The following is an 11614-nucleotide window of genomic DNA, read 5'->3' on the forward strand; positions in this document are numbered from 1 at the left end:
GTCGCCGAGTTAACCGACAACTTGCGGGGCGACAAGTGCGGGATGGCGCCTGGCGCCGTCCGGTTCCCGAACCGCTAAAGCGTCGCGCCCAGATCAGCGTCCTGCCTGCTGAGTCCGGGGCAACGCGCCCCGTTCAACCCGTCCGCCAGCCTTGGCCGGCCGCCGGACAAAACAGGACGTAAACCGTGGCCCACAACGATTTTCTCTTCACTTCCGAATCCGTTTCCGAAGGCCATCCGGACAAGGTCGCCGACCAGATCTCCGATGCCGTGCTGGACGCCATCTTCACGCAGGACCCCAACGCCCGCGTAGCGGCCGAGACCCTGTGCAACACCGGCCTGGTGGTGCTGGCTGGCGAAATCACCACCACGGCCAACGTCGACTACATCCAGGTCGCGCGCGACACCATCCGCCGCATCGGCTACGACAACACCGACTACGGCATCGACTACAAGGGCTGCGCGGTGCTGGTCGCCTACGACAAGCAATCGCCCGACATCGCCCAGGGCGTGGACCGCAGTTCCGAGGACTACCTGAACCAGGGCGCCGGCGACCAGGGCCTGATGTTCGGCTACGCCTGCGACGAAACCCCCGACCTGATGCCCGCGCCCATCTGGTATTCGCACCGCCTGGTGCAGCGCCAGAGCGAACTGCGCAAGGACGGCCGCCTGCCGTGGCTGCGCCCCGACGCCAAGTCGCAGGTCACCTTCCGCTACGTCGACGGCAAGCCCGTCGAGGTCGATACCGTGGTGCTCTCGACCCAGCACGCGCCGGAAATCTCGCAGCAGGCCATCCGCGAGGCCGTCATCGAGGACATCATCAAGCCCAGCTTTCCCGACGGCCTGATCACGCCCAAGACCAAGTTCCTGGTCAACCCCACCGGACGCTTCGTCATCGGCGGCCCGCAGGGCGATGCCGGCCTGACCGGGCGCAAGATCATCGTGGACACCTACGGCGGCGCGTGCCCGCACGGCGGCGGCGCGTTCTCGGGCAAGGATCCCTCCAAGGTCGACCGCTCGGCGGCCTATGCCGCCCGCTACGTGGCCAAGAACGTGGTGGCCGCCGGACTGGCGCGCCAGTGCCAGGTGCAGGTCAGCTACGCCATCGGCGTGGCCGAGCCCATCAACATCACGGTCTACACCGAAGGCACCGGCGTCATTCCCGACGACCAGATCGCCAAGCTGGTGCGCGAGCATTTCGACCTGCGTCCCAAGGGCATCATCCAGATGCTCGACCTGCTGCGGCCCATCTACGCCAAGACCGCGGCCTACGGCCACTTCGGCCGCGCCGAGCCCGAGTTCACCTGGGAACACACCGACAAGGCGGCCGCGCTGAAGAAGGCTGTCTGAGGCCGGCGGCGGGCGGCGTGGCGGCCGGCCGTGCGGCCGCCGAGGGCGGCCACCCGGCCCGCGCCGATACCCCGGCCGCCCCCAGGGACTTGAAATGGGGGACGCAAGCCCGGTGCTAAGCTAGCTCCATGCTTCACCCCGACGATACGACCTCCCCGGATTTCCCGGCCGATACCGGCGCGCCCGCCGGCTCGGGCCGGGATACCTTCGCCTTTACCGATTCGCCCTGCGTGGCGGTCTGCTCCACGCTCTATGACGACGTGTGCCGCGGCTGCGGCCGCACCGCCATGGAGGTCGCCAACTGGGTGTTCATGGAGGAAGGCGAAAAACAAGTGGTCTGGCAGCGCATCCGCGCCCAGGGGTATCCCCGCCGCAACCGCTAGGGGCGCGCCGCGCGCCGGGCCGGCCCGGGTCACGCACGGCGCGGGCGGCGGCGCCGCCCGCCTGCCGGCTCAGCTCTGGGGCTGCTTGGCGAAGTGTTCGCGCGTGAGCTTGACCACCACCGGCGCCAGCAGCAGCAGCGCGATCAGGTTGGGAATCGCCATCAGGCCGTTGAGCGTGTCGGCCAGCAGCCAGGCGAACTCCAGCTGGGCCAGCGCGCCGAAGGGCACGGCGATGACCCAGATGATCCGGAACGGCATGACGGCGCGCACGCCGGCCAGGAACTCCCAGCAGCGCTCGCTCAGGTAGCTCCAGCCCAGGATGGTGGTGAAGGCGAACACCGCCAGCGCCACGGCGATGATGTATTGCCCCACGCCCGGCAGCGCATGGCCGTAGGCCGCCGCCGAAAGCGGCGCGCCGCTGGCGCCTTCGGTCCACAGGCCCGAGCACACGATCACCAGGCCCGTCATGGTGCAGATGACGATGGTGTCGATGAAGGTGCCGATCATGCCGATCATGCCCGAGCGCACCGGGCTGTCGCTGGTGCCGGCCGCCTGCGCGATGCCGGCGGTGCCCAGGCCCGCCTCGTTCGAGAAGATGCCGCGCGCCACGCCGTAGCGCATGGCGGCCATGACGGCCGCGCCGGCAAAGCCGCCGGTGGCCGCGATGGGGGTGAAGGCGTGGGTAAAGATCAGGCCGAAGGCCGCGGGGATGGCGTCGGCCATGACGATCAGGGCGATCACCGAGGCCAGGATGTAGGCCACGCACATGAAGGGCACCAGCGCCGAGGCGACCTTGCCGATGCGGCGGATGCCGCCCAGCACCACCATGCCGATCAGCACCATGGTCAGCACGCCGGTCAGCCACTGGGGCACGTCGAAGGAGGTCTGCAGGGCGTCGGCCATGCTGTTGACCTGCACCATGTTGCCGATGCCAAAGCCGGCCAGCCCGCCGAACAGCGCGAAGGCCAGGCCCAGCCAGCGCCATTGCGGGCCCAGGCCGTTGCGGATGGCGTACATCGGCCCGCCGGTGAATTCGCCGCGCGGGTCCTTCTCGCGGTAGTGCACGGCCAGCACCACCTCGCTGTACTTGGTGGCCATGCCCACCAGCGCGGTGCACCACATCCAGAACAGCGCGCCCGGGCCGCCCAGGAAGATGGCGGTGGCCACGCCGGCGATGTTACCGGTGCCCACCGTGGCGGCCAGGCTGGTCATCAGCGCCTGGAAGGGGCTGATGTCGCCGGTGGCGGCATCGCCCTTGACGCGGTTGCGCCACATCAGCCGAAAGCCGGTGCCTATCCTGGACAGCGGCATGAACCCCAGCCGCAGCATGAGGAACAGGCCGGTGCCCAGGATGAGGACCAGCATCAGGGGACCCCAGACGATGCCGTTCAGGGAATTGACGAAAGATTCGAGCGCGGCCATGGCGCCTCCGCAGGATGGGGATAGGAAATGGACGGGCGGCGCCCGTGGCGCCAAGCGCAATGGTAACGCCGGTGGCGTCCCGGATGTATTGGACTTGTCATGTGTCTGTGGCCTAATTTCCGGCATCGAAACGGCCGGGAGCCGCCCATGCATATCCTGCTCGTCAGCGATGCCTGGCATCCGCAAGTCAGCGGCGTCGTCCGCACCTGGACCTCGGTGCAGCGCGTGTTGGCCGGCTGGGGCCACACGCTCGAGGTTATCGGCCCCTCGGGTTCGCTGACCATCCCGGCTCCCAGCGAGCGCGCCCTGCGCCTGTGCATCAACCCCGGCCGCCACCTGCGCCGCCTGCTGGGCGCGCGCGTACCCGATGCGCTGCACATCGCCACCGAAGGCCCGCTGGGCATGGCCGCCCGGTCGCTGGCGCTGGCGCGCGGCTGGCGCTTCACCACGTCCTTTCACACCGCCTTTCCCGAATACCTGCAGCTGCGCATGGGCGTGCCGGCGGCGCTTACCTACCGCTACCTGCGCTGGTTCCACCGGCCCTCGCAGAAGGTGCTGGTGCCCACCCACACGCTGCGCACCCAGCTGGCGGCCCACGGCTTTGCCAACATGCAGGTCTGGGCGCGCGGGGTCGATGCCCGGCAGTTTGCCCCGGACGACGGGCTGGCGCTGGCCGGGCTGCCCCGGCCCATCCACCTGAGCGTGGGCCGGCTGGCGCGCGAGAAGAACCTGGACGCCTTCCTGGCGCTGGAGCTGCCCGGCAGCAAGGTGGTGGCCGGCGACGGGCCCGACGCCGCGCGCCTGCGCAAGCAGTACCCGGACGCGGTGTTCCTGGGCATGGTGCCGCACGACCGCCTGGCGCCGCTGTACTCGGCCGCCGATGTTTTCGTCTTTCCCAGCCTGACCGACACCTTCGGCCTGGTGATGCTCGAGGCCATGGCCTGCGGCACGCCGGTGGCCGCACTGCCAGGCGCCGCGCCCTGCGCGGTGGTCGAGGAAGGCGTGACCGGCTGCGTGCACGCCGATCTTGCGCGGGCCTGCCATGGCGCCCTGGGCCTGGACCGCCAGCAGGTGCGCGAGCGCACGCTGGGCCGCACCTGGGACGTCATTGCCGGCGAGCTGCTCGATGCCCTGGTGCCCCTGGCGCCCGCGCACCGGACTGCTGACGCGCCCCAGGTGGCGGGTATACAATGCGGGCTTCCTGAGGAGCGTTGCGACGGGTCGCGCGTCGTCCGCTAGCCGCCTTGCCGGGCGCGCTGGCCGGCACCACCCGCCAGGCTCAGGATCGTTTCCTTGCCGGTGCGCCCTGGCGCCCGGCACGCTCGGCCCGCTGGCCGGGCAGAAACCGCGCTCGTCCAACCCTGCAAGCCGGGGCACGGGCGAGGCTTTCCTCTTCCCCCGGTCTTGCAGGCTCAACCGGAGCCCTGCATGAACACCGTTACCGACAAAACCTTCACCGATTGCATCGTCGCCGACCTGTCGCTGGCCGATTGGGGCCGCCGCGAGATCGCCATCGCCGAAACCGAGATGCCCGGCCTGATGGCCACCCGCGAGGAATACGCCGCGGCCCAGCCCCTGAAGGGCGCGCGCATCGCCGGCAGCCTGCACATGACGATCCAGACGGCCGTGCTGATCGAGACGCTGCAGGCCCTGGGCGCCGAAGTGCGCTGGGCCTCGTGCAACATCTTCAGCACCCAGGACCACGCCGCGGCGGCCATCGCCGCCACCGGCACGCCCGTGTTCGCCGTCAAGGGCGAGACGCTGGAGCAGTACTGGGACTACACCCACAAGATCTTCGAGTGGCCCGAAGGCCGCCACGCCAACATGATCCTGGACGACGGCGGCGATGCCACGCTGCTGCTGCACCTGGGGGCGAAGGCCGAGCAGGATGTCTCCGTACTGGCTGCGCCGGGCAGCGAGGAAGAGCGCGTGCTTTTTGCCGCCATCAAGGCCACGCTGGCGCGCGACCCCAAGTGGTACTCCACCCGCCTGGCCGAAGTGCGCGGCGTCACCGAGGAAACCACCACCGGCGTGCACCGCCTCTACCAGATGTCCAAGAAGGGCGAGCTGGCCTTTGCGGCCATCAACGTCAACGACTCGGTCACCAAGTCCAAGTTCGACAACCTGTACGGCTGCCGCGAATCGCTGGTCGACGGCATCAAGCGCGCCACCGACGTGATGGTGGCCGGCAAGATCGCCGTGGTGGCCGGCTACGGCGACGTGGGCAAGGGTTGCGCGCAGGCGCTGGCCGCGCTGCGCGCCCAGGTGTGGGTGACCGAGATCGATCCGATCTGCGCGCTGCAGGCCGCCATGGAAGGCTACAAGGTCGTCACCATGGAAGAGGCCGCCGACAAGGCCGACATCTTCGTGACCGCCACGGGCAACTACAACGTCATCACGCGCGCCCACATGGAGCGCATGAAGGACCAGGCCATCGTTTGCAACATCGGCCACTTCGACAACGAGATCGACGTCGCCGGCATCGAGGACCTGGCCTGGGAAGAGATCAAGCCCCAGGTCGATCACGTCATCTTCCCCGATGGCAAGCGCATCATCCTGCTGGCCAAGGGCCGCCTGGTGAACCTGGGCTGCGCGACGGGCCACCCGTCCTTCGTGATGTCCTCCTCCTTCACCAACCAGACCATCGCGCAGATCGAGCTGTACACCCGCAACGAGGCCTACCAGCGCGGCCAGGTCTACGTGCTGCCCAAGCGCCTGGACGAGAAAGTCGCCCGCCTGCACCTGAAGAAGCTGGGCGCCAGCCTGACCGAGCTCACGCCCAAGCAGGCCGCCTACATCGGCGTGGCGCAGGAAGGTCCTTACAAACCGGAGCATTACCGTTACTAACGGGGACGCGCTCCTGTAGCACAATGGGAAGCCCGCCGCCTGCGGCGGGCGCCATCCCCGCGGCCCGGCTTCTGCGAGCCGCACGCCTTGCGTGCGCAGGCAAACCGGCAGAGGGCGCGGCGCGGGTCTTCATCCACCGGAACAGGAAAACTGAAATGACGCTGATCCTCGTCTGGCTGTTGAATTCCGTTGCGCTGCTGGCGGTTGCCTACCTTTTGCCGGGCATCACCGTGGCCAGCTTCGGCTCGGCCATGATCGCCGCCCTGGTGCTGGGGCTCTTGAACATGCTGGTCAAGCCGGTCCTGGTCTTTCTCACGCTGCCCATCACGATCATCACGCTGGGCTTGTTCCTGATCGTGCTCAATGCGCTGCTGTTCTGGTTCGCCGGCTCGGTGCTGCGCGGCTTCAATGTCGCCGGCTTCTGGTGGGCGCTGGCCGGGGCGCTGCTCTACAGCCTGATCTCGGGCCTGCTCTCGGCGCTCATCGTCTAAAAAATGCCCCCCTACGACAACAAGGACAAGGCGTTCAGCCTGGAGTTTTTCCCCCCGCGCGACCTGGCCGCCCAAGAGCGGCTGGTGCGCACGGCCAAGCAACTGATGGCGCTGCACCCGCGCTATGTCAGCGTCACCTTCGGCGCCGGCGGCTCCACCCGCGAGGGCACGGCCGGCACGGTGCGCACGCTGCGCAACCTGGGCTGCGAGGCCGCGCCGCATTTGTCGTGCATCGGCGCCACGCGCGAGCAGCTGCGCCAGATCCTGCAGTCGTACAAGGACGAGGGCGTGCGCCGCGTGGTGGCCCTGCGCGGCGACCTGCCCTCGGGCATGGGCGGCGAGGCCGGCGAGCTGCGCTACGCCAGCGAACTGGTGGCCTTCATCCGCGCCGAGTTCGGCAACGCCTTCCACATCGAGGTGGCCGCCTATCCCGAGATGCATCCGCAGGCCGAAAGCCCCGCGCAGGACCTGGCGCATTTCGTGCAGAAGGTGCAGGCCGGGGCCGACAGCGCGATCACGCAATACTTCTTCAACGCCGAGGCGTATTTCGATTTCGTCTCGCGCGCGCAGGCCAAGGGCGTGAACGTGCCCATCGTGCCGGGCATCATGCCCATCACCAACCACACGCAGCTGGCGCGCTTCTCGCAGATGTGCGGGGCCGAGATCCCGCGCTGGATCCGCCTGCGCCTGGCCGAGTTCGGCGATGACAAGGCCTCGATCCGCGCCTTCGGGGTGGACGTGGTCACGCAGCTGTGCCAGCGCCTGCTGGAGAACGGCGCGCCCGGCCTGCATTTCTATACGCTCAACAGCGCCGAGGCCACGCAGGCGATCTGGCAAGGACTGGGGCGCTAGGCCCGAGATGCGGTTGTAGGCGTCGATCCTACTGCGCCTGCAGCCTTTCCGAGCCCTGCGCCAGCACCTGCAGGTCGGTGAAGTCGGTGGGTTCGGCGTGGCCCGGGATCATGCGCACGGGCTGGTGCACCCGGTCGGCCGGCACCAGCGATTGCGGGTCGTGCGAGGACGACCAGACCGGGTCGGGGATCTCGGCGAACACCTGGCGCAGCCGCTCGCCCCAGGAGCTGCGGATCATGCGGAAATACTCGTTGTTCTCGTCGATGTTGGCAAAGTGCGTCACGCGCAGCGTGCCGGCGTCGTAGACCAGCAGGTCCAGCGGCATGCCCACCGAGATGTTCGAGCGCAGCGTCGAATCCATGGAGATCAGCGCGCACTTGGCGGCCTCGTCCAGCGAGGTGTCCGGGCGCAGCACGCGGTCCAGGATGGGCTTGCCGTACTTGGCCTCGCCGATCTGGAAATAGGGCGACTCGGCATGGGCCTCGATGAAATTGCCGGCCGAATAGACCTGGAACAGGCGGCAGCTTTCGGTGCCGATCTGCCCGCCGAAGATCATCGAGATGTTGAACTCGATGCCCTGCTGCTTGAGGGCCTCGCCCTCGCGCGCGTACACCAGGCGCACCGCCTCGCCCACGTGGCGCGCCGCCTCGAACATGTTGGGCGCGTTCCAGATGGAGTCGGCGCCTTCGCGCTCGTGGGCCGCCAGGACGTTGCCCACGGCCTGGCTGATGGCCAGGTTGCCCGCCGTCATCAGCACCATGACCCGTTCGCCGGGATGCTCGAAGACGCTGAGCTTGCGATAGGTGCTGATCTGGTCCACGCCGGCGTTGGTGCGGGAGTCGGCCAGGAAAACCAGGCCGCTGTTGAGCCGGGCGGCAATGCAATAGGTCATTTCGGGAGCGCTTGATGGCCGCCGGATGGCAGCAGGTTTGCGGGCATTTTATAGCGGCCGCGGCGGCGATCAAGCCCCCATCGCGCCTTGCACCACCTGCACGCTGACGGTCATGGATTCGATCCCGCCGCCGGTGCGCACGCCGCGCACGGGCGAGGCCGAATCGTAGTCGCGCGCCACCGCCAGGCGGCAATGGCATTCGCTGGCGTACTGGCGATTGGTCACGTCGATGCTGCTCCAGCCCAGGTCGGGCAGCCAGACGTCCACCCAGGCGTGGCTGGCGGCGTGCTCGGCGGTGGTGTAAAGGTAGCCGCTGACGTAGCGCGCCGGTACGCCCAGGCCGCGCACGCAGGCCAGGAACAGATGGGCATGGTCCTGGCACACGCCATGGCCCAGCCGCAGCACCTGCTGCGCGGCGGTGGTCACGTCGGTGGTGCCCGGTTCGTACTTGACGCGCTCGCAGATGGCCACGGCCAGCGCCAGCGCGTCGGCCGGCTCGCGGATGCCCTGCGGCAGCACCGAGCGGCAAAAGGCCATCACCGTCTCGTCGGGCAGGGTCAGCGAGGTGCTGACGCAAAAGGCCTGCACCGGCAGGCGGCTTTCGTCATGGCGCAGCACGCCGTCGGGCAGGTGGTCGACTTCCACGTGGCCCGTCACGCGCAGCTCGATCTCGGTGTGAGGACGCGTCAGCGTCATGGTGTGCGTGATGTTGCCGTAGGCGTCGATGTTCGCCTGCAGCGAGCCGGGCGCGTCGATGTGCCAGCGCAGCGCGCGCTGGTGCTCGTCGTTGCGCGGCGTGAGCCGCAGCGTCTGGATGCTGTAGTCCACCGGCTGGGTATAGCGGTAGCGGGTGATGTGTCGGATCAGGTGCTTCATTGTCTCGCTCTCGTTTGCGGGCGCGCGCGGCGCTCAATGGGCCAGCGGCACCAGGAAATCCCGCGCGATCCGGTTGCCCAGGTCGTTGATGCGCGCCAGGAAGCGCTCCAGGTATTGGTGCAGGCCGGCCTGCAGGATGTCCTCGACCCGGCCGTATTCGAGCTCGGCGCGCAGCAGCCCGGCCAGTCGTTCGGTTTCCTTGGAGCGCGCGTTCGAGATGCGCGCCAGGTCCTTGGAGACGGCCCGCACCGAGGCCAGCAGCGAGCGCGGCATGTCCCCGCGCAGGATCAGCAGTTCGGCCACCCGTTCGGGCGCGATCACGTCGCGGTAGACCTTGCGGTAGATCTCGAAGCCCGAGACCGAGCCCAGGATGGCCCACCAGCGGTAGAACTCGCCCACGCCCTCGTGCTCGGCCGGCGGCGCGCCGTCGCGTTCGTGGAATTTCACGTCCAGCAGCCGGGCCGTGTTGTCGGCGCGCTCCAGGTGCATGCCCAGGCGCAGGAAGGTCAGCGCGTCGTCCTCGAGCATGGTGCCGATGGTCACGCCCCGGGCCAGGTGCGAGCGCAGCTTGACCCACTCGAAGAACTCGCCGGCGTTGTGTTCGAGCAGGCCGCCGCGCTGGTGGCGCTGCAGCTCCAGCCAGATGGTGTTGTAGGTTTCCCAGACCTCGGTGGTCAGGCTGCCGCGCACCGCGCGCGCGTTCTCGCGCGCCGCGTACAGGCAGGAACGGATGGACGAGGGGTTGTCGGCATCGTGCACCATGAAATGCAGGATTTCCTGCGGCGTGCCGCCGGGATAGGCCGCGTCGAAGCGGCCCTGCAGCTCGCTGATGGCCAGCACCGCGCGCCAGGAGGCTTCGCGCGCGGCCGGCTCCTGCGGCAGCAGCGACATCTGCAGGTTCACGTCCAGCATGCGCGCCGTGTTCTCGGCGCGCTCCATGTATCGGCACATCCAGAACAGGTTGTCGGCGGTCCGGCTCAGCATCGTCTTCTCCCGTCGGTCCGTCAGTTCTCCAGCACCCAGGTGTCCTTGGTGCCGCCGCCCTGGCTGCTGTTGACCACCAGCGAGCCCTCGCGCAGGGCCACGCGGCACAGGCCGCCGGGCACGGTGGTGATCTGCCGCCCGCCGCAGACCACGTAGGGCCGCAAGTCGACGTGGCGCGGCGCGATGCCGTTCTCCACATAGGTGGGCACGGTGGACAGGGCCAGCGTGGGCTGGGCGATGTAGTTGGCCGGATGGGCGCGCACCCGCGCGCGGAAGGCCTCGATCTCGGCGCGCGAGGCGCCCGGGCCCACCAGCATGCCGTAGCCGCCGGCGCCGTGCACTTCCTTGACCACCAGCTCGGCCATGTGCTCTAGCACATAGGACAGTTCCTGCGGCCGGCTGCACTGCCACGTGGGCACGTTCGACAGGATGGGCTCCTCGCCCAGGTAGAAGCGGATCATCTCCGGCACGTACAGATAGGTCGACTTGTCGTCGGCGATGCCCGTGCCGATGGCGTTGGCCAGGGTGATGCGCCCGGCCCGGTACACCGACAGCAGGCCCGGCACGCCCAGCACCGAATCCGAACGGAAGGCCAGCGGATCGAGAAAGTCGTCATCGACGCGGCGGTAGATCACGTCCACCCGCTTGGGGCCGTGGGTGGTGCGCATGTAGACCGTATTCTCGTCGACGAACAGGTCGCGCCCCTCGACCAGCTCGACCCCCATCTGCTGGGCCAGGAAGGCGTGCTCGAAGTAGGCCGAGTTGTACTGCCCCGGCGTGAGCACCACCACCGTGGGCTCGTCGCCCACCGGCGAGACATCGCGCAGGCTGTCCAGCAGCAGGTCGGGATAATGCGCCACCGGCGCCACGCGGATGCGGCCGAAGGCATCGGCCATCAGCCGCATCGACACCTTGCGGTTCTCCAGCATGTAGGACACGCCCGAGGGCACGCGCAGGTTGTCCTCCAGGACGTAGAACTCGCCCGCGCCGGCGCGCACCACGTCGATGCCGGCGATGTGGCAATAGACGTCGCCGGGCACGTCCACGTCCTGCATCTCGGGACGGTACTGGGCGTTCATGAAGACCTGCTCGGGCGGGATCTTGCCGGCGCGCACGATCTCGTGGTCGTGGTAGATGTCGTGCAGGAACAGGTTCAGCGCGCGTGCGCGCTGGCGCAGGCCGGCATCGAGCCGCTGCCACTCGGCGGCCGGGATGATGCGCGGGATCAGGTCGAAAGGGATCAGGCGCTCGGTGCCTGCCTCGTCGCCGGCCAGCGAGAAGGTGATGCCCACTCGCCGGAAGCTCAGGTCGGCCTCCACCCGCTTGGCGGTCATCGTCGCGGCCGACTGCGCCGACATCCAGTCGGCGAACTCTCGATAGTGCGGCCGGATCTCCCCCTCGCCGTCGAACATCTCGTCATAGGCCGGCGTCTTGCGCGGCGGCATGCTGGTCATGCGCGGGTTCCTGTCTGTTGTCATGGCCTGGAGGCGGCGGGTGCCGGCCGCCCGGCGGGGCGCC

11 protein-coding genes are annotated in these 11614 nt (G+C 68.8%); 6 read left to right on the forward strand and 5 right to left on the reverse strand.

Features of this window, described 5'->3' with window-relative positions:
• The first annotated feature begins 185 nt into the window (after positions 1–185).
• Positions 186–1349, forward strand: coding sequence for a methionine adenosyltransferase (gene metK, locus V8Z80_RS06555; RefSeq protein WP_336061428.1), 1164 nt, complete (start codon positions 186–188; stop codon positions 1347–1349).
• Positions 1350–1477: 128 nt separating this feature from the next.
• Positions 1478–1732, forward strand: a complete 255-nt coding sequence (locus tag V8Z80_RS06560) for a DUF1289 domain-containing protein (protein ID WP_336061429.1) — start codon at positions 1478–1480, stop codon at positions 1730–1732.
• 69 nt (positions 1733–1801) lie between these two features.
• Here V8Z80_RS06560 and V8Z80_RS06565 read toward each other — a convergent pair whose 3' ends face one another.
• Positions 1802–3154, reverse strand: coding sequence for an alanine/glycine:cation symporter family protein (locus V8Z80_RS06565; protein ID WP_336061430.1), 1353 nt, complete (start codon positions 3152–3154; stop codon positions 1802–1804).
• A gap of 147 nt (positions 3155–3301) precedes the next feature.
• Here V8Z80_RS06565 and V8Z80_RS06570 point away from each other — a divergent pair, with 147 nt between their 5' ends.
• The 4 genes from V8Z80_RS06570 (at position 3302) to metF (ending at position 7344) form a co-directional block, all read left to right on the forward strand.
• Positions 3302–4393 (forward strand): glycosyltransferase family 4 protein, encoded by a 1092-nt coding sequence (locus tag V8Z80_RS06570; protein WP_336061431.1) that lies wholly within the window; start codon positions 3302–3304, stop codon positions 4391–4393.
• A 189-nt stretch (positions 4394–4582) separates the two neighbouring features.
• Entirely contained in the window at positions 4583–6001 is a 1419-nt protein-coding gene (gene ahcY / locus V8Z80_RS06575) for an adenosylhomocysteinase (RefSeq protein ID WP_336061432.1), read from the forward strand.
• 155 nt (positions 6002–6156) lie between these two features.
• The gene (locus tag V8Z80_RS06580; protein WP_155192603.1) at positions 6157–6492 is read left to right on the forward strand and encodes a phage holin family protein; all 336 of its coding nucleotides are present in this window, start codon (positions 6157–6159) and stop codon (positions 6490–6492) included.
• Positions 6493–6495: 3 nt separating this feature from the next.
• Positions 6496–7344, forward strand: a complete 849-nt coding sequence (gene metF, locus V8Z80_RS06585; RefSeq protein WP_155192605.1) for a methylenetetrahydrofolate reductase [NAD(P)H] — start codon at positions 6496–6498, stop codon at positions 7342–7344.
• A gap of 28 nt (positions 7345–7372) precedes the next feature.
• Here the strand turns inward: metF and V8Z80_RS06590 are convergent, their stop codons facing one another.
• The 4 genes from V8Z80_RS06590 to V8Z80_RS06605 form a co-directional block, all read right to left on the reverse strand.
• A complete protein-coding gene (locus V8Z80_RS06590; RefSeq protein ID WP_155192607.1) occupies positions 7373–8236 on the reverse strand; it encodes a proteasome-type protease in 864 nt (287 codons plus the stop codon).
• A gap of 69 nt (positions 8237–8305) precedes the next feature.
• Positions 8306–9112, reverse strand: a complete 807-nt coding sequence (locus tag V8Z80_RS06595) for a transglutaminase family protein (protein ID WP_336061433.1) — start codon at positions 9110–9112, stop codon at positions 8306–8308.
• A 33-nt stretch (positions 9113–9145) separates the two neighbouring features.
• Positions 9146–10096 (reverse strand): alpha-E domain-containing protein, encoded by a 951-nt coding sequence (locus V8Z80_RS06600; RefSeq protein ID WP_155192610.1) that lies wholly within the window; start codon positions 10094–10096, stop codon positions 9146–9148.
• A gap of 20 nt (positions 10097–10116) precedes the next feature.
• Positions 10117–11541, reverse strand: coding sequence for a circularly permuted type 2 ATP-grasp protein (locus tag V8Z80_RS06605; protein WP_336061584.1), 1425 nt, complete (start codon positions 11539–11541; stop codon positions 10117–10119).
• Positions 11542–11614 lie beyond the last annotated feature (73 nt).

The organism is Orrella sp. JC864, from assembly GCF_037026685.1.
In the GTDB taxonomy this organism is placed as follows: domain Bacteria; phylum Pseudomonadota; class Gammaproteobacteria; order Burkholderiales; family Burkholderiaceae_B; genus Orrella.